The organism is Pseudomonadota bacterium, from assembly GCA_026388275.1.
Taxonomy (GTDB): domain Bacteria; phylum Desulfobacterota; class Syntrophorhabdia; order Syntrophorhabdales; family Syntrophorhabdaceae; genus JAPLKB01.
Genome location: JAPLKB010000019.1, coordinates 1 through 26,997, shown reverse-complemented (window position 1 = coordinate 26,997; position 26,997 = coordinate 1). Strand labels below are relative to the sequence as shown.

25 protein-coding genes, 1 tRNA gene and 1 pseudogene are annotated in these 26,997 nt (G+C 41.5%); 10 read left to right on the top strand and 17 right to left on the bottom strand.

The features are described 5' to 3' along the window. Positions 1 to 13: 13 nt before the first annotated feature. The 5 genes from NT010_05265 to lpxK form a co-directional block, all read right to left on the bottom strand. Complete coding sequence (locus NT010_05265; GenBank protein MCX5805465.1) at positions 14 to 1,030, bottom strand: aspartate-semialdehyde dehydrogenase; 1,017 nt, start codon at positions 1,028 to 1,030, stop codon at positions 14 to 16. Then, positions 1,017 to 1,517 carry a 3-isopropylmalate dehydratase small subunit gene (locus NT010_05260; protein MCX5805464.1) on the bottom strand — a complete coding sequence of 167 codons (501 nt, stop codon included), beginning with the start codon at positions 1,515 to 1,517 and terminating at the stop codon, positions 1,017 to 1,019. The genes NT010_05265 and NT010_05260 overlap by 14 nt, the downstream gene beginning before the upstream one ends. Then, positions 1,514 to 2,776, bottom strand: a complete 1,263-nt coding sequence (gene leuC, locus NT010_05255; GenBank protein ID MCX5805463.1) for a 3-isopropylmalate dehydratase large subunit — start codon at positions 2,774 to 2,776, stop codon at positions 1,514 to 1,516. The genes NT010_05260 and leuC overlap by 4 nt, the downstream gene beginning before the upstream one ends. A gap of 1 nt (position 2,777) precedes the next feature. Then, entirely contained in the window at positions 2,778 to 4,307 is a 1,530-nt protein-coding gene (locus NT010_05250; GenBank protein ID MCX5805462.1) for a 2-isopropylmalate synthase, read from the bottom strand. A 152-nt stretch (positions 4,308 to 4,459) separates the two neighbouring features. Continuing rightward, on the bottom strand, positions 4,460 to 5,518 hold the full coding sequence (lpxK, locus tag NT010_05245; GenBank protein MCX5805461.1) for a tetraacyldisaccharide 4'-kinase: 1,059 nt from the start codon (positions 5,516 to 5,518) through the stop codon (positions 4,460 to 4,462). A 205-nt stretch (positions 5,519 to 5,723) separates the two neighbouring features. Between lpxK and NT010_05240 the strand changes: the two genes are divergently transcribed. From NT010_05240 to NT010_05230, 3 genes are all read left to right on the top strand, one after another. Beyond that, on the top strand, positions 5,724 to 6,470 hold the full coding sequence (locus tag NT010_05240) for an MBL fold metallo-hydrolase (protein ID MCX5805460.1): 747 nt from the start codon (positions 5,724 to 5,726) through the stop codon (positions 6,468 to 6,470). A gap of 110 nt (positions 6,471 to 6,580) precedes the next feature. Beyond that, positions 6,581 to 7,393 carry a sugar phosphate isomerase/epimerase gene (locus NT010_05235; protein MCX5805459.1) on the top strand — a complete coding sequence of 271 codons (813 nt, stop codon included), beginning with the start codon at positions 6,581 to 6,583 and terminating at the stop codon, positions 7,391 to 7,393. Positions 7,394 to 7,875: 482 nt separating this feature from the next. Beyond that, a complete protein-coding gene (locus tag NT010_05230) occupies positions 7,876 to 8,262 on the top strand; it encodes a YkvA family protein (GenBank protein ID MCX5805458.1) in 387 nt (128 codons plus the stop codon). Here the strand turns inward: NT010_05230 and NT010_05225 are convergent. The 7 genes from NT010_05225 to NT010_05195 all read right to left on the bottom strand — a co-directional run bounded on the left by NT010_05225 (position 8,257) and on the right by NT010_05195 (position 14,186). After that, positions 8,257 to 9,420 carry a pyridoxal phosphate-dependent aminotransferase gene (locus tag NT010_05225; protein MCX5805457.1) on the bottom strand — a complete coding sequence of 388 codons (1,164 nt, stop codon included), beginning with the start codon at positions 9,418 to 9,420 and terminating at the stop codon, positions 8,257 to 8,259. The two genes, NT010_05230 and NT010_05225, sit on opposite strands and share 6 nt — an antisense overlap. A 259-nt stretch (positions 9,421 to 9,679) precedes the next feature. Then, entirely contained in the window at positions 9,680 to 10,822 is a 1,143-nt protein-coding gene (locus tag NT010_05220) for a hypothetical protein (GenBank protein MCX5805456.1), read from the bottom strand. 67 nt (positions 10,823 to 10,889) lie between these two features. After that, the gene (locus NT010_05215; GenBank protein MCX5805455.1) at positions 10,890 to 11,264 is read right to left on the bottom strand and encodes a cyclophilin-like fold protein; all 375 of its coding nucleotides are present in this window, start codon (positions 11,262 to 11,264) and stop codon (positions 10,890 to 10,892) included. Continuing rightward, positions 11,264 to 12,547, bottom strand: coding sequence for a dihydroorotase (locus tag NT010_05210; GenBank protein MCX5805454.1), 1,284 nt, complete (start codon positions 12,545 to 12,547; stop codon positions 11,264 to 11,266). Before NT010_05210 ends, NT010_05215 begins: the two co-directional genes overlap by 1 nt. Beyond that, the gene (locus NT010_05205; protein ID MCX5805453.1) at positions 12,544 to 13,467 is read right to left on the bottom strand and encodes an aspartate carbamoyltransferase catalytic subunit; all 924 of its coding nucleotides are present in this window, start codon (positions 13,465 to 13,467) and stop codon (positions 12,544 to 12,546) included. Before NT010_05205 ends, NT010_05210 begins: the two co-directional genes overlap by 4 nt. Next, positions 13,468 to 14,004: a bifunctional pyr operon transcriptional regulator/uracil phosphoribosyltransferase PyrR gene (pyrR, locus tag NT010_05200; protein MCX5805452.1), complete on the bottom strand. Its 537-nt coding sequence runs from the start codon at positions 14,002 to 14,004 to the stop codon at positions 13,468 to 13,470. Continuing rightward, positions 14,004 to 14,186: a ferredoxin family protein gene (locus tag NT010_05195; protein MCX5805451.1), complete on the bottom strand. Its 183-nt coding sequence runs from the start codon at positions 14,184 to 14,186 to the stop codon at positions 14,004 to 14,006. The genes pyrR and NT010_05195 overlap by 1 nt, the downstream gene beginning before the upstream one ends. Before the next feature lie 227 nt (positions 14,187 to 14,413). On the opposite strand from NT010_05195, the gene secD reads away from it, so the two are divergent. The 3 genes from secD to NT010_05180 are packed head-to-tail and all read left to right on the top strand — an operon-like array spanning position 14,414 to position 19,283. Next, entirely contained in the window at positions 14,414 to 16,006 is a 1,593-nt protein-coding gene (gene secD / locus NT010_05190; GenBank protein MCX5805450.1) for a protein translocase subunit SecD, read from the top strand. Positions 16,007 to 16,016: 10 nt separating this feature from the next. Continuing rightward, on the top strand, positions 16,017 to 16,919 hold the full coding sequence (secF, locus tag NT010_05185; GenBank protein ID MCX5805449.1) for a protein translocase subunit SecF: 903 nt from the start codon (positions 16,017 to 16,019) through the stop codon (positions 16,917 to 16,919). A gap of 45 nt (positions 16,920 to 16,964) precedes the next feature. Continuing rightward, positions 16,965 to 19,283 carry a hypothetical protein gene (locus NT010_05180; GenBank protein MCX5805448.1) on the top strand — a complete coding sequence of 773 codons (2,319 nt, stop codon included), beginning with the start codon at positions 16,965 to 16,967 and terminating at the stop codon, positions 19,281 to 19,283. Here the strand turns inward: NT010_05180 and serS are convergent. From serS to NT010_05155, 5 genes are all read right to left on the bottom strand, one after another. Beyond that, complete coding sequence (serS, locus tag NT010_05175) at positions 19,270 to 20,538, bottom strand: serine--tRNA ligase (protein MCX5805447.1); 1,269 nt, start codon at positions 20,536 to 20,538, stop codon at positions 19,270 to 19,272. The genes NT010_05180 and serS overlap by 14 nt on opposite strands. Beyond that, a complete protein-coding gene (locus NT010_05170; GenBank protein ID MCX5805446.1) occupies positions 20,539 to 21,090 on the bottom strand; it encodes a GerMN domain-containing protein in 552 nt (183 codons plus the stop codon). It abuts the gene before it with no gap. Positions 21,091 to 21,095: 5 nt separating this feature from the next. Further along, positions 21,096 to 21,665 carry a cysteine hydrolase gene (locus NT010_05165; GenBank protein MCX5805445.1) on the bottom strand — a complete coding sequence of 190 codons (570 nt, stop codon included), beginning with the start codon at positions 21,663 to 21,665 and terminating at the stop codon, positions 21,096 to 21,098. Then, entirely contained in the window at positions 21,662 to 22,435 is a 774-nt protein-coding gene (locus NT010_05160; GenBank protein ID MCX5805444.1) for a TatD family hydrolase, read from the bottom strand. Before NT010_05160 ends, NT010_05165 begins: the two co-directional genes overlap by 4 nt. Before the next feature lie 196 nt (positions 22,436 to 22,631). Further along, positions 22,632 to 22,934, bottom strand: coding sequence for a hypothetical protein (locus NT010_05155; GenBank protein ID MCX5805443.1), 303 nt, complete (start codon positions 22,932 to 22,934; stop codon positions 22,632 to 22,634). Positions 22,935 to 23,486: 552 nt separating this feature from the next. Between NT010_05155 and msrB the strand changes: the two are divergent. From msrB to NT010_05135, 4 genes and pseudogenes are all read left to right on the top strand, one after another. After that, positions 23,487 to 23,930, top strand: a pseudogene (msrB, locus tag NT010_05150) (peptide-methionine (R)-S-oxide reductase MsrB). 200 nt (positions 23,931 to 24,130) lie between these two features. Then, a complete protein-coding gene (locus tag NT010_05145) occupies positions 24,131 to 25,876 on the top strand; it encodes an amidohydrolase family protein (protein ID MCX5805442.1) in 1,746 nt (581 codons plus the stop codon). A gap of 152 nt (positions 25,877 to 26,028) precedes the next feature. Next, a tRNA-Met gene (locus tag NT010_05140) sits at positions 26,029 to 26,105 on the top strand. 168 nt (positions 26,106 to 26,273) lie between these two features. Beyond that, positions 26,274 to 26,786, top strand: a complete 513-nt coding sequence (locus tag NT010_05135; protein ID MCX5805441.1) for a hypothetical protein — start codon at positions 26,274 to 26,276, stop codon at positions 26,784 to 26,786. Positions 26,787 to 26,997: the final 211 nt, after the last annotated feature.

Genomic DNA, 26,997 nt, shown 5'->3' with positions numbered 1-26,997 from the left:
TCCACTATTCACCTTACAGATGCTTGCCTATCAACACCTCTGCAATCTGTACCGCATTGAGCGCAGCGCCCTTCCTGATATTGTCCGCAACAATCCACATATTCAATCCATGGGGTATAGACTCATCGATGCGTATCCTTCCTACAAATGTCTCGTCCTTGCCTGCAGCGTGTATTGCAAGGGGGTATTTATTTTTGGAAGGATCATCCACCACCTTTACGCCGGGAGCTTTTTTCAGTATCTTCCGCGCCTCATCAGGGCTTATAGGTCTTTCAAATTCAATGTTTACGGATTCCGAATGTCCGTAGAAGACAGGGACCCTTACAGTGGTTGCGGTAACCTGAATACTATTATCTTCCATAATCTTCTTTGTTTCATTTACCATCTTCATCTCTTCTTTTGTGTAACCGTTTTCAAGAAAAACGTCGATATGAGGCAGACAGTTAAAGGCTATCTGATATGGATAAACCTTGTTCACTATATCTTTGTTACCATAAATGGCAAGTATCTGCTGTTCAAGCTCATGGATTGCCTTTTTTCCTGTACCGGAAACAGCCTGATACGTGGAGACTACAACCCGTTTTATCCTCGCCGCATCATGGAGCGGTTTCAACACTACAACCATTTGAATTGTTGAACAGTTCGGGTTTGCGATAATTCCCTTTTTTTTATAATCCTTTACTGCATGTGCATTTACCTCGGGTACAACAAGGGGAACATCGGGGTCCATCCTGAAGGCGGCCGTATTATCTATGACAACACATCCGGCTGCTGCTGCAATAGGTGCAAACTTTTTGCTTACTGCGCCTCCCGGTGAAAACAATCCGATATCAATGCCTTTAAAGGAATTCTCAGTTAATTCATCAACCGGTATCTCTTCCCCTTTAAATGTTAATGTCTTTCCTATGCTCCTTGCTGAGGCAAGAAGCGTCAGTTTATTTACCGGGAATTTTCTCTGCTCAAGTGTCTTGATCATTTCATTTCCAACAGCGCCTGTTGCTCCGACAACAGCTACATTATATGCTTTCATGTTTATCCTCCAGATTTTTTTTGAGATAGTTTATTAATCCGCCTGCATTGATAAGTTCTTCCATGAAAGGCGGGATCGGCTTTGCCTTGGTCTGCTTGTCCTTCCAGGTGATGATTCCCGAAGAGAGATCGACCTCTATTGTCTCTCCGTCTTCAACATCTTCGGCTATATCTGCCTCCAGAAGCGCCAGCCCTTTGTTGAATCCGTTTCTGTAAAAAATACGTGCAAAGCTCCTTGCAATAACAAGGGAAATACCGAGGGCGGAAATGGCAATAGGCGCATGTTCCCTTGATGAGCCGCATCCGAAATTGAATCCGCCGACAATAATATCACCCGGTTTCACCTCTTTGTGAAACAAGGGCGCCAAAGGTTCCATGCAGTGTTCTCCCAGTGCCTTCGGATCAGTTAGCGCAAGGTATCGTGCCGGTATAATAATATCCGTATCAATATTATCTCCAAACTTCCAGACTCTTCCTTTCAGTATCATAAAACCTCCCGTGGATGTGCAATCTCCCCTTTGATAGCGCTTGCAGCAGCTACCGCAGGGCCTGCAAGATAAACCTCGCTCTCAGGATGCCCCATCCTTCCGATAAAATTTCTGTTTGTAGTTGCCACTGCCCTTTCCCCCTTTGCGAGTATACCCATATGTCCGCCAAGGCAGGGACCGCATGTAGGAGGCGATATGATGCATTCTGCATCAAGAAAGATTTCAAAAAGGCCGCGCCTTAAGGCTTCGGCATAAATCTTCGGTGTGGCAGGTATGACAATGCACCTTGTGTGCCTTGCCGTTTTCCTTCCTTTTAATATTTTGGCTGCCATCTCCAAATCTTCAATTCTCCCGTTCGTGCATGATCCGATGATTACCTGATCGACATGCACACCCTTCAGTTCATCCACGTTTTTTACATTGGACGGCAATGATGGACATGCAACGTTAAGGCCTATGCTGCCTGCATCAATCTCATAAACCTCTTTGTATTTAGCATCTTTATCGCTCTCAAAAACCGTGTATGGTCTTTTGCTTCTTCCCTTCACATATTCAAGAGTCTTGTCATCTACCTTGAATATCCCGTTCTTCCCGCCGGCCTCAATGGCCATGTTGGCGATTGTAAAGCGTGAATCCATGGAAAGGGCTGAAATTGCCTCACCGTCGAACTCCATAGATGCATATAGAGCGCCGTCTACGCCGATCTTTCCTATGATATGGAGGATGAGGTCTTTTCCAGTAACCCATTCCTGCCATTTTCCATGGCAGATGAATTTGATATTTTCAGGGATTTTTAGCCAGATATGGCCGGTAACCATACCATAGGTAATGTCGGTGCTGCCCATCCCTGTTGCAAAGGCGCCAAGAGCCCCGTATGTGCAGGTATGGCTGTCCGCTCCTATCACCAGATCGCCTGGTATTACAAGACCTGCTTCGGGCAGCAGAGCATGTTCAACGCCGCATTGTCCACCCTCATAGAAATTAGTGATGTTGTGCTTTATTGAAAACTCCCTTATTTTCTTGCAGTTTTCAGCAGACAGTATGTCCTTGTTCGGTGTAAAATGGTCAAGAACAAATACCACCTTATCATTATCAAAAACCTTTGCAGCACCTACCTTTTCAAATTCTTCAAGCGATAATGGCGCTGTTATATCGTTTGCGAGAGCAAGGTCAATCCTTGCCTCGATAATCTCTCCAGGTTCAACAAATGCCTTACCTGCGTGTGATGCAAGTATCTTTTCCGTAATGGTCATGCTCATGCTACTTCACCTCAGCTTTTTTTGATTTGATATATTCAATTCTGTTCAGTGCGTTAATATATGCCTTTGCACTTGCTACAATAATATCCGTATCCGCGCCTTTCCCGATGGCAATAAGTCCTTTTTCTTCAAGTTTCACGAATACATCTCCCTGTGCATCTGTGTCTTTCGTAATGGAATTGACAGAGAATTTTGCAAGCTTACTGTTTGTTTTTACCATTTTTTTGATAATTTTGTATGTGGCATCAACAGGTCCGTCTCCTACACCCACTTCCTGGTAAATGGTACCATCTATTTCAAGCTTCACCGTAGCCGTTGGGATTGTTGTATTGCCGCAACTTACATTCAGATATACAAGTCTGTATTTTTCAGGAATTTTATATATTTCATCCATGATAATCATTTCAATGTCTTCATCATAGACATATTTTTTCATGTCTGAGAGTGTCTTGAATCTTTTAAAGGTAAGGTTGAGTTCTTTGTCGTCCAACGTATAGCCAAGTCCTTCAATCCTCTCCCGGAAAGCATGCCTGCCGGAGTGCTTGCCGAGGACAAGGGAGCTCTTTGATATGCCTACTGACTCGGGAGTCATAATCTCATATGTAAGTTTTGCCTTCAGAAGGCCGTCCTGGTGGATGCCTGATTCATGAGCAAAGGCATTGGCACCGACTATTGCCTTATTCGGCTGAACAGAAACGCCGGTGATGGAAGTTATAAGCCTGCTTGCAGGGTATATCTTTTCGGTGACAATCCGTGTTTCCAGTGAAAACACATTTTTCCTGGTGCGAAGGATCATGGCAATTTCTTCCATTGACGCATTTCCTGCCCGTTCGCCGATCCCGTTGATTGTGCACTCTATCTGCCGGGCGCCGTTTTCTATTGCCGCAATGGAATTTGCAACGGCGAGTCCGAGATCATTATGACAGTGCACACTGATGACGGCCCGGTCTATGTTGGGTACATTCTCTTTAATATAACGGATGAGCCTGCCGAATTCCTGAGGCACTGCATAGCCAACAGTATCAGGGATATTAACGGTAATTGCCCCTGCATCGATGACTTCGGCTACTATACGGCACAGATAATCCCAGTCACTTCTCGTTGCATCCATGGCAGAAAATTCAACGTTATCGGTATATTGTTTTGCCCTTTTTACAGCATCTACTGCAATTGTTAAAATCTCATCCCTGGTTTTTTTGAATTGATGCTTTAGATGGATGTCTGAGGTTGAGATAAAGGTGTGAATCCGGGGCATCTGTGCGTCCTTTATCGCTTCCCAGGCACGATCAATGTCTTCATTGTTTGCCCGTGCAAGGCCAGCTACCTCGCTGTTTTTGATGATACTGGCAATCTGTTTGACTGCATCAAAATCACCATCCGAAGCTATGGGAAAACCCGCTTCGATAATATCAACACCCAGAGCCTCAAGCTGTTTAGCTACCCTGAGTTTTTCCTGTGTATTCATAGTGTTTCCCGGAGACTGTTCCCCATCCCTCAATGTGGTATCAAATATCTTTACTCTTTCTAACATGACTTCTCCTTTTTGATTCTTATTCCAATTAACGTTCATCGTGGCACCTTCGTTGGTGGCGTCCTCTTCATCCTCGACGTACTGGTTGTACGCCTCCGGTGCCTCGTCCTTGCCGACTCGGTGTCACTTCGAATGCAAATTGGCATTGACTGTTAATTATACACCACTTTCTTGTCTTTAATTATCTTCATAATACTTGCCATAAATTCCTCTTCGCGCTCGATCACCATCTCTATTGCCAGATAGAAAAGGTTTTCAGGTATATCCATATGGGCAATTTTTACCGCATCCTTTTCCGTGGTAACAAAGGCATCCACATCCTGAAAGGACAGAATCTCCTTCATATCCCTTCTTTTATATGTGTAATGGTCCGGATATGGTATTTCATGCAAAACATGAATCCCCATTGTTTTAAGCAGGTCAAAAAAAGACCGGTTATCACCCAGACCTGCGAAGGCAAGAACATTTTTTCCCTTCAAAAAATTATAATGGGCAATACAATTCGCCCTGATGCTGTAAAGATGCACCGGTTTGTATTGAGCCCGGAAAACAGGGATCCCCTTACTGTATTGCCCGGTTTCGCCGTTAATATCGCCCTTATTGACAAGAATTATGTCAGCATCCTTTATTCTTTCAATCTGTTCTCTGTAAGGGCCAAGAGGAAACAGCCCGTACTTGTTTCCGCTTTCCCTGCCGTTTAAAATAAGTATATCCATATCCTTTTTGATATTTTTCAATTGAAAACCATCATCAAGGAGTGCAACATTTATCCGTAAATCTCTTACGGCCATGCCTATCGCCTCTGCCCTGTCAGCGCCGACAAGAACCGGAATTTGTGTTTTTTTTGCAAGCATGAAAGCTTCATCCCCTACTTCTTTTGCAGTATCGTTTTTAACATCCACACGAAAAGTACCGCCTCTTTCCCTCTTGTATCCCCTTGTTGCAATACCCGGATTCAATCCTGCCTCTTTCAACTTTATCGAAAGCCTTTCAACGACCGGTGTCTTACCGGTGCCTCCGAGGGTGATGTTCCCGATGCTTACCACAGGAATTGACACTTCTTTCATCTTTATCATACCCTTATTGTACAATGTTTCCCTCAGTTTAAGGCAAAGTTTATATACCCGGGATAATAAGAAAAGCAGAGGATACAGAAACCGTTTCAAATATTCTGCTTCTCCTCTCCATATCTTTAAGATGAGATTCCTCATTATATATTGATAATTTATATCAAAAAGGGGGCTAAAAATCAAATAAAGACGAAGTGGTGGATGACATTGACTTTTGGAGTAGCCAAGCCAATGGGCATTGCTTTTGATTGCAACATGATATGAAGTGGTAAAAATTCGATGTTGACCCAAGGGGCGGAGGAAGATTATGCTGTAATAATTGCAATATAAAAAGGATCTGGAATAAATGCCAAAAATCATCTTTTTAGGAACAAACGGCTGGTACGATACGAATACAGGAAACACAATCTGTATTCTTCTTGACACGCCCTCCTACACCATCATTCTTGATGCAGGCAACGGCATCGCCAAGCTGGACAGATATGTTGATTTTAATAAGCCTGCTTATCTTTTCCTCAGTCATTTCCATTTTGACCATATTGTCGGTCTCCATACTATCTGCAAATACAATTTTTCTCATGGGCTGCATATATGCGGGCAGGAAGGCATTGCCTCCATATTAGGGAAAATACTTGATGCGCCCTTTACAGTACCGGTTAAGGATTTTCAATTTTTCACAAAATTTATCGAACTTCCTTCACAGAAAGATCGTCTCCCCTTTTCCGTCACAAGCCTCCCCCTTATTCATGCATCATTGACAATGGGATACCGGTTCGAGATTGAAAATAGGATCATTACCTACTGCGGTGATACTGGATATTGTGAGAATGCAGTGAAGCTTGCAGAGAGTGCCGATCTCCTTATCACTGAATGTGCCTTCCAGTCCGGACAGGAAAATCCCGACTGGCCGCACCTCAACCCTGAAACAGCAGCAAGAATAGCAAAGGAATCAGGAGCAAAAAGATTAGCCCTTGTTCACTTCGATGCCGAAGTATACAGAACAATTGAAGACAGAAAGAATGCCGAGGAAACTGCACGGAAAGTTTATCCTGAAACTGTTGCTACAGTGGATGATATGGTTGTTGATATATAAGAAAGATAACGAATCCATGAGAGGTAATTATGCCCATGTACAGTTGTGCAACCCGGAGAAAACGATAAAGAGTTAAAAAAGATAATATTTGTTCTATACTGGATGCATCTATGAAAAATATCGGCATCTATTCGTACTTCGGATATGCGATGTCCTTCGATGAAAGACTCAACACAATAAAAAATGCAGGTTTTGAAGTAACCTCTATCGGGCTCGGAGAAGAAGAGGAACTTGTAAAAAGTAAAGAAGAAGACTTAATGCCTGAGATGATAAGATCAAAGGGGTTATTCATAGAGTATGCACATGCGCCTGACGGCAGATGCAATAATTTATGGTCGGGATCTGAACAAAAAAGTGCTGCAATAAAAAATGAATATTCATCATACATTGACTACTGCAAAAAGCATAATATACCCATGCTTGTCGTACATGTAAGCCAAAGCAAGGGCGACCAGCCTCTGCTGCCAAATAGCTACGGGCTTGAAGCCCTGAAATATCTGCTGAAATATGCCGAAGACTCAAATGTGAGAATAGCGGTGGAAAATACTCAGAAACCGGAATATCTCGATCATGTTTTTTCCAACATTTCCTCAACACATCTGGGTTTGTGCTACGACAGCTCTCATGACTTTCTTTACAGTCCTCAACCTGGATTACTGCTGAAAAAATGGGGGCACATGCTTTTTGCAACCCATATTTCAGACAACGATGGATTGCTTGACAGACATTGGCTTCCAAAAGAGGGAATCATTAAATGGGATATCATTAAAAACAACTTTCCTGTTGAAACATACGACGGATTCCTTACCCTCGAAATATTTCCTAAAAATCCCAATGATGAGCCTGCATTGGATTTTCTGAGAAAAGCCCATGGCAGGATTAAATGGTTTGAAGAAATGCTTGCAAAAAAGACCGCATCTTGAATTAGCTGCCTGATATTTCTGCAATTCTACCCCATTCCTTTTTCCGTGACTGATTGAATTGAACCATCGTGATTCAACGATCCGTTTCTTGCCATTAGATATAAAGTCATGTTATTTATAGATATTGTCAAAAGTTGCATGAAAAATTGGTTCGCAGAATGAATATATACAAGCTTTTACAAAGAGAAAACAGGGAGAGGGAGAGAAAAGAAATGAAAATGGAAAAATTTGCCCCCTTGTTTATTCCGGATTCACATAATCGTATATGTGAATCCGGGTTGAGTGGGCAGCGGCATGTCAGGGATTTTGCAGATGTGGATGGGCTGTGAGATTTGCAGGCCGCAGACGTACTCAATGTACGTCGGAGGATCGCAAGGCGAAGCAGACCGCCGCAGATCAATATCCCAGAACATGCCGCTGACCGACCAAGAGAAAAGAACTAAAAATACTCAAGAAACAAAACATATAACAGGAGGCAAGGCGTGGGTTCTGGTTCATGGAAGGCAAAAGCAAAGACTCTTAAGAGGGAAGTATACGCACTTTCTTTGGCAGTTAAAGACCCGAGAGTTCCCTGGTACGCAAAAGCATTTGCCGTTCTAATCATTGGTTATGCCTTAAGCCCCATCGATCTGATTCCGGATTTTATACCTGTTATCGGTTACATTGACGACCTTATACTTATCCCGGCAGGGATTGTTCTCCTTATTAAGATGATTCCAAAAGATGTAATGGAAGAATGCAGAGAAAAAGCAAAGTCTCGTCAGGGTGGAATGAAAGGAAAACATTGGGCGGCGGCATCCGTCATAGTTTTGATCTGGCTTATTTCTATTTATTTTATTGTAAGAATTGTCTGCCGCATATGGCTATGATCTCTTTAAAGCATCGGACATACGCTTTAAAGCATCGGCCAGAGTCTTCCTCGGACAGGCAAAATTGAGCCTCACAAATCCTTCTCCTCCCTTTCCGCATTCAGCACCGTTATTGAGAGCCACCTTGCCCTCCTTAAGAAAGAAATGAAAAGGATTTCCTCGTATTCCTGATTCCCTGCAATCGAGCCAGGCCAGATAAGTTCCCTCAATGCGCGTTATTTTGAGGGGAGAAAGCTTTTTGTGAACATAGTCAACCAGAAAATCCCTGTTGCTTTTCAGATATGAGAGACACTGATCCAGCCACTCCTGTCCGTCTTTAAAAGCTGCCAGAGCTGCTGTCAGGCCCATGGTATTCACATATGGAATAAGCCCCTCACTGCCTCTCAACCAGGCTTTCCGAAGATCAGGATTTGTAATGACTGCGAAGGAACATTTCAAACCTGCAAGGTTGAAGGTTTTGCTCGGCGACATGAAGGTGATGGTTCTGTCAGCCACTTCATTGCCAAGGGTAGCAATGGGTATATGTTTATGGCACGGATACAGAAGATCACAGTGAATCTCATCGGCACAAATCAGAACATTATGGCGTACACAGATATCGGCAAGCCGTTCCAGCTCATATGTTTGAAAAACACGACCGACAGGATTATGCGGATTGCAGAGTACATATATTCTGGTTCGGGCAGTTATTGCTTTTTCAAATGCTTCAAAATCTATTTCATAGGTATCATCTTTTTTTATTAATGGAGGATCAATCAATGCGCGGCCGCGGATGACCGGATCAGTAATGAAGTGTGAATAAACAGGCGGTTGTACCAATACGGCATCTCCGGGATCCGCAAAAAGTTGAAATGCGAGATTTAGGCCTGTTACAACACCAGGTACAAAAACGATGTGTTCCGCCGGAACATCCCATTTATAGAGCCTTTTAAGACGTTCCCTGATAACGTCAATAAGTTCTTCACTCGGTTTTGCATATCCAAAAACCCGATGATTCACCCGTTCATGGAGTGCCTGAATAACCGGTTCAGGAGAAACAAAATCCATATCCGCTACCCACAAAGGGATGACTTCATTTCCGTATCTTTGCCATTTAATGCTGTCTGGGGCTTTTTGTTCAATAATATGATTGAAATCGTATTTCATTTCTTTATTCATTCATCAAACATGTTTATTGCCCCGCCGGGTCAATACCCCGAAGCTTGCTTCGAAATGGTTCCATGTTCTTGCCTTTGATACCCCGTCCGCTTGCGGCGGGGTGATTCATTTCTGTGGGGCGTAGAGTAAATCACGTCGTACTTTTTAAAATATTTATTCGATAAATGAATCAAATACTTCCTTCATTTCGGGGGTTGTTTCGCTAAAATCGAAATCTTTTATGATCTTTTCAATATCTATACCCTCCCCCTCCATTTTGTCAATGGTTCGCTTCTCTTAATAAAGGTCCGCTCCCGTCACCGAGAATAAGATTATATGGTCCCTCTCCTGCATGGTACATTACTCTTATCTGTATATAATAAGTACCGGCCGGAAGATCTTTCTCAATAATAAAATCCTTCCTTGCATCCTCACCGTCCCGTGCAATTCTGTTGCCTTTTGCGTCCCACAGGTCAGCTACCAGATCAAGGTTGCTTTCGGAAGCTATACGCATCCTTCCTCCTGGGAAATCAAAGCGAAAAGTATCGTAATCCCCACGGTCTATATACGCCTGTACCTTGCATTTATATGGCAGAACGGTTGCGTTAGCCGAGGTCGCAGGAGCTTCATTTACGATCATGGATTGTGGTATTGGCTGGATTTGTTGTTTTGAAGGTGTGGATGTGGTGTCTGATGGCTGCGGCGGCGTAATAGTTTTGGATGAAGAATCGGGTGTTTGCACCGGTACTGGCGGCGGTTTTACTGCAGATGAAGCTTCGCCGGGGATGTTTGTGAGGAGAAAAGGTGCCTTCTTAACATCTCCCCATGATCTGTTTGATGATTTTTTAACAACATCGTCGCTGTCCGCCGGATATTTCAGCATTATCTTTGTGGATGCGCCCGGTTTATTGGATACAAAGGTGACATACAAGTTGTTGTGTTCGCTTTGTGGAGCTATAACAATGTTGTAACGGACAAGATCGCAGGAAGCCTGTTCACCGCTCTTGATGGGCCAGGGCTGCTGTGCTCTTGTTATAAACATCCTCGTGAAACCTTCGGAGGGTCCATATGAAGTTGTATAGTTGGTAAGGGGTGTATCACCGGCAAGATAAGTCCATATCTTTGTGTTGTCAGAAGGAGCAGGGTGGCAGTCATAGAGGGTATATTTTTGCCCAGGGACTACCTGAAACCGGGCTACTTTCACATAATCGGGAGTGTTCTGACTTTCATAGGAACAGTACTTTAAGAGCTTTTTAGGTGCAGCCTTGCGATTTAAAGGCTCATTCGGCACCTTCACCGTTAACATACTGTTTAGCGACAGGTCTTCTGCGGCCATCTGTCCATAGACCGAATAAGCTATTGTGAAAAAACAAAAAGAAAACATGACGGTAGACAATACAAAAGAACGAAGCAAACTCTTCATGCTGTAGCACCTCCATTTTTAATACCAGGGAAAAATATGGGTTAAAATAGTTTTTGCAACAGGTACGTTAAGATTTGTCAATCTTAATCCTGGCTGCATCTTTTACTGTCTTTAATATGGCAGGATCATCAATGATTCTTCCTACAAGGCTTACTTCGCTTGCAGGGACAGGGTCTGAACCGCTGCTTAAGGGCGTCGGTCCGAAGAATATGGCCAGGGCATTTCCCGGAGGCCAGTAGCCGATATCGCCGACATTTACTTTTGTTGTTGCCGTTTCATCAAGTGGCATGTTTACCGGGATCGTAAAATAGAATTCATCCCCCCATTCATTCAGCCCGGTCTCTATAGGCAGAGCATCGGTTATTGCTTTTGCACAGGCTGTGTCTCCCAGCTCTGCCAGAAGCGTTGTGTTTTTAACGTTGATAGATATTTTTATAGACATCAGGGTGTCTTTTCCCTGTAAACTATTTTTCCGCCGACAATGGTAAGAAGGTTTTTCCCGCGTAATTTCCGGCCGTGAAAAGGTGTGTTCTTACCTTTAGAAATAAATGCATTTCTATCGACAGTCCACCGGGCAGCAGGGTCAAAAATGATAATATCTGCTGCACTGCCGGGCTTAAGTTCGCCGTATGGGAGTTTAAATGCCTTTGCCGGGGCTTCCGTAAATTTCCTCAAAAGCCCTGATAAGTCAAGCACACCTTCATGGACAAGGGCAAGGGAGAGTGAAAATGCAGTTTCCAGGCCTGAAATCCCTGAAGTGGCTATGTTGAACTCCACATCTTTTGAAGTAAAATCATGGGGGGCATGGTCTGTTGCAATGATATCGATTGATCCGTTCCTAAGCCCTTCTTTGATTGCTTCCACATCCTCTTTTGACCGCAACGGAGGGTTGACCTTTGTATTCGTGTCAAAACTGAGAGTTTCTTCATCGGTTAACGTGAAATAGTGCGGACAGGTATCGCACGTTACTTTTTTGAACCTTTTTTTTACTTCTCTGACAGAATCCACACTTCCCTTTGCCGAAAGATGAGTAAGGTGTATCGGTGAACCGACATATTCCGCTAAGGCCATATCTCTTTTCACTATTATTTCTTCTGCAATAGAGGGAACCGCATCAATACCCGATATTATTGAAGCCTTCCCTTCATGGACAAAACCTTTTGAAAGATCTTCATCTTCACAGTGGGATATTACAGGAATGCCGAACAGTTTTGTATATTCAAGGGCTTTCCGCAGCAATTCGGAATTCCTTACTGATTTACCGTCATCGGAAATAGCAATAATACCTGCCTCGAACATCTCACCTATCTCGGCAAGTTCTATTCCTTTTAGCCCCTTTGTTATTGCGCCGCAGGGAAAAACACGGCATGCGCCTTCTGCTTTAGACTGTTTCATGATATATTCGGTAACGCTTTTATTGTCGTTTACCGGATTTGTGTTCGCCATGCATACAACAGTTGTAAATCCGCCTTTTACGGCAGCCATTGTACCTGTCTTGATTGATTCCTTGTATTCGTAGCCGGGCTCACGCAGATGTACATGAACATCTATCAGGCCCGGGGCAACTATGAGGCCGTCGGCATCTATAATCTCCACATCATGATCTTTTTCACGGATATGTTTATCAATCTTCTCAATAAATCCGCCATTTACATAGACATCCAACACTTCATCTATGCCGTTCCTGGGATCGATAACCCTGCCTTTTTTTATAAGGATTTTCATGCCTCACTCCCTGTGAGGAGAAAAAGGACTGCCATCCTCACTGCAACGCCATTTTCCACCTGATCAAGTATTACAGAATACGGCCCGTCAGCCACTTCACCGGTAATCTCCACCCCTCTGTTCATAGGCCCGGGGTGCATGATAATCACATCATTTTTTGCTTTTTTCACGTGGTCCTGTTTCAGGCCATAAATGGTCGAATATTCATTGATGGAAGGAATGTAGGAAACACCACCCCTTTCTTTTTGAATTCGTAACATCATAATTACATCAGCATTCTTTACTGCCTTGTTTATGTTATATTCTACTCTTACTCCAAGGTCTTCAAGGTATGGCGGTATCATGGTCGGAGGGCCGCAGCAAATTATTTCCGTATCAAAGTTCTTCAAAGCAAAAATGTTTGATCTGGCTACCCTGCTGTGGGCGATATCACCTATTATGGCAATTTTCAGGCCATCTATCCTGCCCTTTTTTTCTCTCATGGTAAACATGTCGAGCAATGCCTGAGTGGGGTGTTCATGGGCGCCGTCGCCTCCGTTGATGACGGAAGAATTGACTATTTTTGATAACATATGAGGTGCGCCGGGCATTTCATGTCTGATAACAATAACATCAGGTTGCATGGATTCAAGATTTTTAGCGGTATCTTTCAGGGTTTCACCTTTTACGTAACTGCTTGTATTGGCAGAGACGTTAATTGTGTCAGCACTCAGACGCTTTGCAGCTATCTCGAATGAAACCCTTGTCCGGGTGCTCGGCTCATAAAAAAGGGTAATTACTGTTTTCCCGCGTAGTGTAGGAACCTTTTTAACTTCTCTTTTTGATATGTCTTTAAAAGACTCGGCAGTATCAAGGATAAGTAGAATTTCCTCTTTTGAAAGTTCTCTGATGCCAAGAAGATCTTTTTTTGTCCAATTCATTTAAGCTCTCATAACTATGACTTCGTCTTTACCGTCAACTTCTTTGAGTTTGACAAGTATGTCTTCTTCAGGGGTTGCGTTGTACTTGATGCCTGCATAATCCGGGTGTATCGGAAGTTCCCTGCTTCCCCTGTCAACAAGGACAGCAAGCTGTATTTTCCTTGGTCTTCCCATGTCCATGAGGGCATCTATCGCTGCTCTTGTGGTCCTCCCGGTATGCATCACATCATCTATAAGAATGATGGTCATATTATTCACATCAAATGGTATGTCGGTTTTTCTTATTTCAGGTAATTTCAGCTTAAAGATGTCATCTCGGTACATCGTGATGTCGAGGATACCGAGAGCAAGCTCTATGTTTTCGATATCTTTTATCTTACTTCTAATCCTGTTTGCAAGGTGGACCCCTCTTGTCCTGATGCCTATGAGACACAAGTTTTCGCTGCCCTTGTTTCTTTCCAGGATTTCATGGGCAATTCTTGCTATAGTTCTTTCTAATGCCTTCCGGTCAAGGAGTTGCACAGGTTTTTCGATCATTAGTCATCCATATAAATTGCTTTTTTCGGACATTGGTCAATACAGGATGTGCATTCAATACAGTCTTCTGGTGTCCTCACCATCGGATCTCCATTATCATTTAACGAGAATACTTCATAGGGACAGGTATCAATACATTCTCCGCAGCTGCTGCACAACTGTTTCTCAATGTATGGTCTCACCTTTCATAACTATAATGGGTTTAAAAAAAAAAATCAATGAAAAGCAACATCATTTTGTAACTACCTTATAATAAGATTACCATATCATATATATTGCAGGTGTCTTTTTCTATCCCTGGTTGATATGGATTAACCTAACTGTGATAAAAATTTCTTGACAAACAGGACAGATAAAGATAATTTTGTATGCCTGTCACCCAAAAAAAAATATTTAAACGGGGCTGTAAGTGCTTAAATCGATAAAGCTAAGGGTTTTTTTTATTGTTTTATTTCTTGTAATTTCTATTATTTACTGTCTGCCCAATATCATTGAACCAACAGGTGTATGGAAGAAATACCTCCCCTCGGATAAGATTCATTTGGGGCTTGACCTAAAAGGGGGAATGCATCTACTCCTTGAACTTGATACTGCCAAGATGCTTGAAAACATGGTAGACAGGAAATTTAATTCGTTAAAAGACAATATGATACGCGATGGAATACGCTTTCTGGGACTTGATAAAAAAGAGAATGCGCTTTTTATAACGATACGGGCAGAACAAAAGGATAAGCTTTATAACCTTATAGGGAAAGAATTCACTGATATGAAAGCCGGGGCTACCAAGGCTGACGGAGAGAACCTGACTATTGAATTCCTACTGTCGGAAAAAGAATTGTCCAGTATAAAAGAGAATGCTGTCCATCAGGCACTTGAAACCATACGAAACAGGATTGATCAGTTTGGAGTCTCCGAACCTATTATCGTCCGTCAGGGCGATAACCAGATGCTTGTTCAGTTGCCAGGCATTAAAGACCCTCAAAGGGCCATGGAGCTGATAGGCAGGACTGCCCAGCTTGAGTTTAAACTTGTAGATGAAGAAAATGCAGCAAGGTACACAGGCGGCACACCCCCGGAGGGCGATGAAGTCCTGACAATGAGAACAAAAAACAGAGAAACAGGCATTGCTACCACCACACAGATACTGTTAAAAAAACAGTCTCTCTTGACGGGTGAGTTGCTGACAGATGCAAGGGTAAAGATTGGCGGGGAATTCGGTGGCGAGTCCTATGTTGCTATAGAATTCAATAGTGAAGGCGCAAGATTATTCGATAAGGTAACGGCTGAAAACGTAGGCAAAAGAATAGCCATTATTCTTGATAATGCGGTCTATTCCGCCCCCGTTGTGAAAGAAAGGATATCCGGAGGCAAGGCATCCATCTCAGGCAGTTTTACAATGGATGAGGCAAAAGATCTTGCTATTGTTTTGCGTGCAGGCGCACTTCCGGCGCCGGTAAAGGTTGTTCAGAATATAACTATAGGCCCCAGTCTGGGTCAGGATTCAATAAACAAAGGTCTCAAGGCAACGATTCTTGGCAGTATACTTGTAATTATATTCATGATTTTTTACTATCGTATGTCAGGAATAATTGCAAATATTGCTCTTCTTCTTAATTTGATCTATCTGCTGGGCGCTTTCAGCGCATTAAAAGCAACAATGACTCTCCCAGGTATTGCGGGCATTGCCCTGACTATTGGCATGGGAGTTGATTCAAATGTGCTGATTTTTGAGAGAATAAGGGAGGAACTCCGGTTAGGCAAGACTGTGAGGGCTGCAGTAGATGCAGGCTACACGAAGGCGTGGGTAGCAATCTTCGACTCCCATATTACAACGCTGATCACTGCCTTTGTTCTTTTTATATTCGGCACAGGCCCCATAAAAGGATTTGCAATAACTTTGATTATTGGAATGATTATCAATCTTTTTACTGCCGTATTCGGTTCCAAGGCTATTTTTGACTGGATAATGGTGAAGTATAAACCGCGGAAGTTGAGCATCTGAGGCGATTATTATGGTGGAATTACTTAAAGATACCAATATAGATTTTATCGGATTCAGAAAAAAGGCTTTTATAATCTCATTAATTCTTGTATTAATCGGGTGTTATGCCTTTATTATGGTATCCCTCGGAAAAGCTAACTTAAGTGTTGATTTCACCGGCGGTACTAATGTGCAGATAAAATTTGCAAATCAGGTTGATATCGGTATGCTGAGAGAGGCTTTAGTTAATGGTGGGGTTGGTGATGTTCAAATCCAGCAGATAAGCGGGACAAAGGAGTTTTTTATAAAGACAAAACTCTCTGATACAGGGAGCGAAAAAATACAGGATAAAATATCTAAAATATTATCCGGTCAGTTAAAGGATAATAAATATGAGATTCTCGGCAGCAGCATGGTTGGTCCCGGCGTTGGAAGAGATCTAAAAAAATATGCAATCATAGCGGTTTGTCTTGCCTTGCTCGGTATTATTATTTATATTGCATGGCGTTTTACTTTTATATCAGGTATTGCAGCAACTATTGCCACATTTCACGATGTTGTAGTCATACTTGGTGTGTTTTATATACTTGGTAAGGAGATTAATCTCCTTATTATTACTGCGCTCCTTACAATAGCCGGTTATTCTCTCCAGGATACCGTTGTAGTGTTTGACCGTATTCGGGAAAATATGCTGAAAATGAAATCGAAAAACGACTTCGGGGAAACAATCAACAGGAGCATCAATGAGGTTTTGAGCAGGACCATTGTTACCGGTATTAGTACACTGATAGTGTTGGCAGTTTTTATGATTTTTGGTGGTGAAGTACTTTTTGATTTTTCATTTGCATTATTTATAGGTCTTATTGTAGGTACATATTCTTCAATATTTGTTGCCAGTCCCATAGTTTATGCCTGGCGAAAAAAAGTGCTTTAATCCTCAATAATTCCATATAATTCCATATGCAATGCAGGTGTTTAAGTGCAATTGAAACTTGAGGATGTCTTAAAGAATAAAGAAAAAGAGTTAAAACTTCATCATAGATTTATTGATTTAAAAAAGTTTTTTCAAAAATATATTTTTTCGTCAATCAACCTGCCTTTAAAACAACATATTGAAGATCTGAAAACACTAATAGAAAAGATCATGCCTGATCCTAAAGACAGGACAGAAGAGATGTTTTCCGGAGAGATCTTCGCACTTCTTGGTACGATATATTTACACGATATTGGATTGGTAAATAATTTTGGATGGAATTCGAGGAGAAGTATATTAAGCAGCCTCGAAGGAGCCGACAAGAGGATGTTATTAAGTTACGGGATATGCGAAAAGATAGAAATCCCCGAAACGGCAATTGATATTATTAATTATTTGGTTTTTTCTCAAGAGACAAGAAAAATACCCACAGAATGGGAGATTACCGAGAATGACAGGAAGGCTATCATCAGAAACGCAAGGATTATTGCTCATGTGTTTAACTTTTCGCATCTCATACTTGATCTATTTTGCTCGGATTTGCAATACAGGAAATTCAGGCGTTTTAACGAGCCACATTTCATATTAAGACATCGTGATACGAAGGTGGATATAGACAGCAGAGAAGGGATAATTTACATAACATATAAAGCAAAATGTCCATATGAATCACATCTTGCTGAGAATGCGAAGAAATATACGGATAATGCTTTCATAACATTTAAAAGCAATGTTAACGGTAAAGTAGGGCTTAACTATAAGGAAATCATATGGAATATAACAACCGAGTTTAATTTTGAAAGGGATGTTTTTGATGTACCGAAATTTTCTCCATATAATGAGTTTGAAGGTCCGCCCTTTGAGAGATGGGAAAAGGCTTCACTGATATTAGACAAAATGTTTAATTTTGGCTATGCCATTGCTGTCGGAGGCACGACTACGGGCAAAACCACCGTGATGCGTTCTTTTATTGTTCCTCAAATGCTTTTGATCAGTCCGAATGTATTTTATTGTGAGCTCTGGGAGAAGCCTGTGAGCGAGATCAAGAATATTATGTGTAAACGGCGCAGGCAATTTAATGATCCCGATTCTGATATTATTTCACTGTGCAATAAATTTTCAAAAGACAGCTTTCCCTGCTTTTTCATTCTTGACAATTGCGAAAGGTACGCATACCTTGATGCAACCGAAAAGGAAAAACTCGACAGATTTATTAAGTTTTGTTTCGAACAGGACAATATTTACCTGATTATTTCGGGCGATAAAGAAAGCTTCTTTGAATGGCATATGCTTTTCAGCGATGCGAATATGTCTGCAATATGTGAAATTAAACCGATAGAAGGTGCAAATGTTATTGATGTGTTCGGAGAAAATAAAATTGTCCGGGACGCAGGTGAGTGGTTCAAACCTATAGAATATGAACTCCTTCAGTCTAATTTGAATATCGGGAATGTGCTGGAAGATATTCTGGAGGAATTGAAAGATGAAGATGATCTGAGGAAAATAATTGCAATTTTTGCAGATAAAAACGACCGGCATCTCAGGAGATATAACCTTGAAAACATCTTTGCAGAAACAGCTATACCTCATAAAAGGATCCTCGGCTATCTGGGCATTTTAAGAGAAAAAGATATACTGATAGAGCATGAGTCAACAACAGGACAAACATACTACGCCCTGTCAAGCAGATATCTGAAAGAGCCTCTTTACAGGGTTTTAAGGCTTGACGACTTTGAAGAGAAGAGAAAAATACATAATATGCTCCAGAATTTAGTTGCAAACGAGGCATTCCTTGACGTTGAGGCGCTAAGGATCCTTGAAAAATGGAAGGATGAGCTTGTCTTTTCAAAAGAAGAGATGGGGCTGATCCTGTCAAGTATTATTCTCCAGGCAAAGGATTATGAACCATTTTTTGAAAAGGCAAAAAGAGATGGCAAAGGGGTGGACATTCAGCCTATTCTAAAATTGCTCTACACCAAGGACCCGGACAAGAGGAGTAAGGCTATAAGTCTGTTGGTTGAAATACAGGACAAAGATATGATAAACCCCTTGCTGGAACATTTAAAAAGGGAGAAGGTTTTTGAGATACAGGACCTTATGATTAAGGGGATGGGACTTGCCGGGAAAAAGAGGACAATCTTTGCAATAATGGATACTTTAAAAGATATAGGTGACAGAGATTTGAAGCTGCGAGCTATAGAATTCTTTCGTTCAATTCTTGATGGTAATTTTAAGAGCATTCTTACCGAATTCAGAGAGATCGAGAAAGACCCTGTCATATTGGTGAAGATTGACGATCTCCTGTCAAAGATCAGGGAAACCTGAGCATCCCATGCACATACGGTCTTAGCGCTTCAGGGACAATAATAGCACCGTCTTTGGTCTGGTAATTTTCCATTACAGCCATTACAGTCCTCCCGACGGCCAGTCCTGAGCCGTTCAGCGTATGGACAAATTCTGTTTTTCCATTATCCTTCCGGTATCTGATTTTTGCCCTTCTTGCCTGGAATGTTTCAAAGTTGCTGCATGACGATATTTCTCTGTAAATGTTTTGCCCCGGCAGCCAAACTTCAATATCGTATGTTTTTGCAGAGGAAAATCCGAGGTCGTTTGTACAGAGTGCAGAAACCCTGTAGTGTATGTTTAATTTTTTCAATACATCTTCTGCATCAAGAAGAAGGCTTTCGAGTTCATCATAAGACGTTTCAGGTGCCGAAAACTTAACAAGCTCGACTTTATTAAACTGATGCTGGCGGGTAAGCCCCCTCGTATCCTTGCCGTGAGCGCCGGCTTCTTTCCTGAAACATGGTGTATAAGCAACGTATTTGATGGGCAACGCATTTTCCTTCAGGATTTCGTTGTTGAATATGTTTGTCACCGGTACTTCTGCAGTCGGGATAAGGAAATAATCGAGCCCTTCAAGCTTAAAGAGTTCTTCTTCGAACTTTGGAAGCTGGCCTGTTCCGGTCATTGTCTCCCTATTTACCATAAACGGCGGCAGCACTTCTGTATACCCGTGTTCAAGCGTATGGAGATCAAGCATAAAATTAATGAGAGCACGCTCAAGAAGCGCACCGAAGGATTTATAAAGGGTAAATCTTGAGCCGGTAATTTTTGCCGCTCTTTTGAAGTCCAATATGTCAAGCTTCTCGCCTATTTCCCAATGGGGCAAAGGCTCAAAATCAAAGACAGGTTTTTCTCCCCAAAACCTCACAACCGTATTATCTTCTTCGCTCGTCCCGACAGGTACCGAGTTGTGCGGGATATTCGGGATTACCATAATCATGTCGTCCCATGCTTTTTCCGTTTCTCTCAGGTTCTGTTCAATATTTTCAATGTTCCTTCCAAGCTCTTTCAGGTGGTCTATCTTGTCCGGCGGTATAGAACCGGATTTTTTCAATCTTCCTATTTCATTAGAAAGCTCATTTTTTTCATTTTTCATTTTTTCGGATTCCCATATGAGCCCTCTGCGCTTTTCATCTGTTTTGAGAAGTTTTTCCATATCAAAAGAAGCGCCTCTTTTCTTAAGACTTTCCTGAACAATCTCAACTTTTTCCCTTATAATCTTCGGGTCAATCATTTAATCCTCCATTAAATCCTTTTTAAACTCAATCGGCTTATAAGTATATATAACACCGTTTATGGTTTCAGTTGGGCGTCCTTCAACAAGCAACTGAACTTTATTGATATTTTTGAAGTTGTATATGAATGTGTTTACAATAGCATAGGTCATGTTTATCTCTTGCAACGAATTCTTATCATTCAGGATTTCATTTGAGAAGTTTAAGTACATGACCCCATCATCGTCTGTTGCAAAATCGTAAAGCGTTAATTTTTCGGGAATGCATTTCTGTTTCTTCAGTTCATTGATTAATTCATCAGCCTTTTGCCTTTCCGATATACCCGATTTAACCTGTAATACGCCCTGTACTAACTTAACCCCATCCTTCGGGACAAATATATAAAGGCTGTCCATTATAACAGAAGGTGCACCTTTCATCGGTTCAGGGCGGTTCAAATAACTGTAAACTGTCAGAAAAGCTATAATTAAAATAGCAGCAGCAAAAATAATAACCAGCTTCTTGTTTGTAAACCATTTGGGAATATCATGGATGTCGGGTTTATGATACATGACTTTTATTCTTCTTTGTGCAAATTAAATTCATTTAAAAATTCTCCGGAGGTCATTACCCTGAAAAGCGGGTATATGGCAGAGTTTCTATAGGCATCAAGGAAATTGTTGTGAATTTCTTTTTTGAATGCAGCACTCATATCTTCAAGTATTATTGTGTAAAAATCATTGCAGACGGCATCAAAAGCTGTTGCAAGTACACAAAAATGAGTATTAATGCCGCCGATGGCGACAGTATCAATACCCATTGTACGCAATGTCTGATCCAGATCAGTCTTGAAAAAAGCGCTGAATCTCCTTTTTTCAAGCACTATGTCTGTACTCTGCGGTTCAAGGTCTGACAAAGGCTGAGTACCGTTTGTCCCTCTGATGGCATGTGGTTTCATTCTACCTCTGAAAATAAAATCATCCTTCAAAAAACTATCGCATGCAAAAACGACGGGTATAGAAATACTCCTGCATTCCTTTAGAAAGACCTTTACAGGATGAACGATCTTTTCTTCTTCTTTGTCACCTTTTCTTGTACTGCCGTAGTTGCCCTCAAGCATGTCGACGATAATAATCGCTGGTTTCAATATTTTCTCCTTAAAAAAAGCTTCACAAAATTTTCACGTATATTTAATGCAACTTCTTCAATGGCCTTGTTCTTAATCTGTGCAAGTTTTGCTATTGTATATTTTACAAAATAAGGCTCGTTTCTTTTGCCCCTATGTGGAACCGGTGTCAAAAAAGGGGCATCGGTTTCAGCAAGAAGCCTGTCCATGGGAATATACTTTACAACCTCTGTCGCTTTCTGAGTGTTGGCATAGGTGATCGTCCCCGGTATGGAAATGTAAAATCCCATATCAAGCAGTTTTTCTGCAGTATCCAGATCATAGGAATAGCAGTGTATGACACCCAATGCATCGTTATTATATACATCCTGCAATATGCTCAGAGTTTCATCTCTGGCATGCCTTGAATGGATTATAACAGGGATATTCAAGCTTTTTGCCAGCACCAGTTGATCTTTGAAGACCTGAATTTGACTTTCTCTTGGAGAATAATTCCTGAAAAAATCAAGCCCTATTTCTCCATGGGCAACGATCTTTTTATGCGTTAAATATTGGCTTATGATTTTTGCTGTTGACTCGTTGTAGTCACTACTGTTATGAGGATGAATGCCGACAGCGCCGTATATGTTATCGTATTTCTCAATAATCTCTACTACCTTCTCAAAATAATGTTCCTCAGTGCCAACTGTAAGAATATAATCAAGCCCTTCTTCTGTGCTTTTCTCTATAACTTTATCTCTATCCTGTTCAAATGCATCCATCTCAAGATGGCAGTGTGAATCAATAAACATGCTTTTTTATAGCATATTCATTGAAAGACAATCTATAGATTTTCATGATAAACCACGACAGACGATTGAGGACATGAAAGGGGGGTTGCATGCAGAGACGCTATATTTGCGTCTCTGCATGCTTAAAAAAGGGGGGGTTTTTGAAGTATGGCAAGTAGACAATAACTACTGAATATTATAATGCCCGCCCTTTTAATTATATGGATGTCGGTATGACAAGCCCCGTTGTTTTCTGCCAGGTGCATGTGCAATCACATTTGTCATCGATAAAGTAAAGGTGGTTGCAGTAATCCTGAAACTCACATACTGATTGCCCTGTAATATCCTGACTGAGGCCGCATTCAAAAGATCCTGCACAGAAAGAGTTAAGTGTATGCCGGAGCGTATTAGTAGATTTTTTAAGAGAAGAATCTGAAAGACAACTTTCGTATACCTCATGAGTCGGGTAAAATCTTTCGAAAGTCATTTCAGAATTGTTTTTAAAAATCTTCTGCCCCATGCGGCCTCCTCTTTAGCAGGATTTCAAGAATGTCCATAAAATATATTATTGCAATAATCATGCCCTTAATAACGGTACTAATTTCGTCCAATTTTATTTCTCAAATACAAGACCTTTCAATAGAATGAGCGTGTGTTTGCCTTGGGACAGCCCGCCGCCGTTGCTTATTCTGATGAAAAATACGGGATAATGAAGTAAATAAAAATGAGGTTTATTTGTTCCATGACAGGTATCCGTCATACAATTGACCCCATTAAATGAGAAGATAAGCCTATCCTGCAAAAGAGCCTGAAAAGTGACCTTCTGTTTACTTGCAGTTTATTAACAAGTGATTATATTAGAATCACTGAAAGTATCCTATTTTTCATTGGAGGCAACTTGAAAGTTTTGATAGTAAGTATTGTGATGTTATTTTTGGTTTTGGGTTTTCAATATTTTGGCATGGCTCAACAGGAGGATAAAAACACGATGAAGAAAATAACGGATGTAAAAACTTTAAGCAGGAATCCGGTGGATACCAAACCTGAAATTGAACAGCCCGTGAGCTGGAAGAATTTTAAAAAACCTGCCGATAAAACCCTGAAAAGTAAACTAACTCCACTCCAGTATGAGGTAACCCAACACGAAGGCACTGAACCACCTTTTCATAATGAATACGATAAAAACAAAATGGAAGGCATATATGCTGATATAGTTTCCGGAGAACCTCTGTTCAGTTCCGTAGATAAGTATAATTCGGGAACGGGCTGGCCGAGCTTTGTTAAACCTGTTGAACCGGACAATATTACAACCAGGCTGGACAGCAGCTTGTTCAGCGTACGCACAGAAGTTAGAAGCAAGCGGGGAGATTCCCATTTAGGCCATGTATTCCCTGATGGTCCGCAACCGACAGGGCTACGTTACTGTATGAATTCCGCTGCACTGCGATTTATCCCGAAAGAAGACCTGGAAAAAGAAGGCTACGGGCAATATAAAAAACTCTTCGAAAAAAAGTGAAAATAGAATCATAAAATAGTATGCTGAAAAGGCGATGCTTTCCGGCGGTTTATTTTGTATGAATTGACACCCTTAAAAGAAAAATGGCAAACTGCCCGGATTAAGCTGATGTGCATCCGGAACAAAGACAAGAAATTTTAACATCAAGATGCGTACTTTACCGTGAGTAGTTAAACTTAATAAACAACAGAGGTAAATCTATGACAAAGGAATTAATGAAGCAGTTGCTCAATGTTTCAAAGGGAATTGAACCTCCTGACACTGTTATCCGGAACGGGAAAATTATAAATGTATTTACCGATGAGATAGAGGAAGGGCTTGCTATATCAATTAAAAACGGCTGGATTGTATCTATCGGAAACAATGAAAAAATATCCACACCTGAAGGCACGACAGAAGTAGATGCAGAAGGGATGTATCTCTGCCCTGGATTTATTGATGCCCATACACATCTAGACAGCATTCTCTCGTATAGCGAACTTGTTCCTTATGCGGTCAGAGGAGGTACTACAACTGTAATTACAGAAACGGCAATGGTTGCGACAGCTTGTGGAATAAAAGCTACACATTCCTTTATAGAAAGTACAAAAGGATACCCGCTTCGTTGTTATTTTGTTGCAGCGCCTCTTACTCCTCCTTTTCCAAAAATGGAAAGCGCTGTCGGTCTGAGCCTGAAAGAATTTAACGGGCTTCTCAAGAGAGATGATTTTGTAGGCATAGGCGAGGGTTATTGGACGGGTATATTAGACGGAGACGAGAGAGTATTGAAACAGGCGTCTCTTGCATTGTCTCTTAACAAAAGGATTGACGGTCATTCCTCCGGTGCGCGCAAAGATAAACTTGTCCAGTATCTTCTGACAGGAATAACATCGTGCCATGAATCGGTTACTCTGGATGAGGCTCTCGAAAAACTAAGACTAGGTCTTTATATAATGATAAGGGAAGGTTTTATCAGGAAAGAACTGAAAGAACTTTCAAAGTTGAAGGATTTTAATGTTGATAAAAAAAGATTGATCCTTGTTTCCGACCTTTTTGATCCGGTTATGCTCATTGAGGACGGATATGTTGATTCAGTAGTCAGACGTGCAATTTCATATGGATTTTCCCCTCTTGATGCGATTAAAATGGCAACGATAAATCCGGCAGATTACCATGGTCTCAGATTCCTCGGAGCTATAGCGCCGCTGAGGTATGCGGATATTCTGTTCCTGAAGGATGTGGAAAAGGTATCTGTTGAAAAAGTTATGTGTAACGGTAAGATCGTATATTCTGAGGGCCGTTTTACTGAGAGAATAAAACCGAGCAGTTATCCTGAAGAAATGAAACATACGCTTGCGCTTCAGAAGGTGAATGAAGATGATTTCAGGATAAAGGCAAGACCGTCAAAGAATCTTGTAAGGGTGGAAGAACTTATAAATGAAACAATATCAAAAGAGTCTTTATGGGAAGCCCCGGTAAAGGACGGTTTTCTGCAGAACGATATCTCTGATGATATTGCCTATGCCGCTGTGATAAACCGTAATGACAAAAAAAAGATGGGAAAGGGTTTTGTAAAGGCAACAGGCATTAAAGATGGTGCAGTGGCAACTACGCTTATCTGGGACACATGTAATGTCTTTGTTATAGGCAGCAATGTAGAGGATATGACGAAAGCGGTAAACAGACTCATAGAGCTGCAGGGCGGGATAGTTGTATCCAGGGCAGGAGAAGTTATCTTTGAATTTCCTATGCCTGTTTACGGACTTATAGCGGTTGATCCGATTGAGAAGCTGCGGGACAAAATAAAGCTGCTTGACCAGGCAATGAAGGCGATAGGATCATCGATAAAACGGCCTTTTCTAACTGTCCAGACAATACCTTTTACTGGCCTGCCTCTCTTGAGGATAACGGATAAAGGGCTGGCGAATGTGAAAGACAAGCAATTAGTCCCTCTTTTTGCAGAATAGTTTTTGTATGTTAAACAATCCACAAGTAATTAGCCGGAAAAATATTATTAAAATTATCCTTTGAGACCGGATGCTTGCCGCCCTGACAACGAAAAAGTGCATAATATGATTGACTTTTGGAACTTTTTCCATTATCTTATACAACATTGAACAGCGGGGTGGAGCAGTTTGGTAGCTCGTCGGGCTCATAACCCGAAGGTCACTGGTTCAAATCCGGTCCCCGCAACCAAACAAATTCAGGGGCTTGCAAAACTTGCAGGTCCTTTTTTTATGCGCCTGAACTGGAATTTAAAAAACTACCCAATTATATTGCTGATGACTTTTTTCGGTTTAACGCTTGTAAAAAGTATATTTTCGATATAGCCTAATTAACAGGCTATCATAAGGGAGCAGAAAAATGCTTAATATTCAAAGACAATGCCTGTTTTCCGTTGCGATGCTTGCATGCTTGCTCTGTCTTTTTTTCCTTCCAGTATCTGTTTGCTCCCAGAATATTCAATCTGCAACACCGCCCCCCTCATCAGGCAATACATCTGATGGAGCATCTCAAAAAAACGAAATAGATGGTTTCTTTGCCAAATTCAATGGCTGCGCCTGGTACAGGATACCGTATGATCCATCTCTTGACATGTACCTTGAGCTAAAGGATAGGACTCTGATACTTTATGAATATCTTAAAGATCAATTCTGCTGTCTTATCACCTCCAGCATCTGCTTTACTCAGACGGAGCTTTGGAAGATGAAAGCGACAGGATACGAAACCATGTTGTTTGACGGGCGCGGAAATTTTTTACCGGGTTGTTATAAACAGGAACGGGGAAACGATCACAATACACGGCATAGACAAGGTCAGCAGCAGGGAATACTTATCGACACATTCGTCAAGTACTTTTGTTCAGATAACATCTGATCCTTTGTGCAAATGACATATACGGGTATAACTGAAGTACATTTCTACTTTCTAAATCTTCTCCTCATTGCTGCCAGGCCTATAAGACCGGGGCCAAAAAGCCATAGAGCGCCGGGGATGGGAACAGCATTGGCTGTGAGTCTCACAGTATCAATTTTACCGTCAGCACCTACCAGATCAAGATAAGCCACATCCCACTTCCAGCCTGACG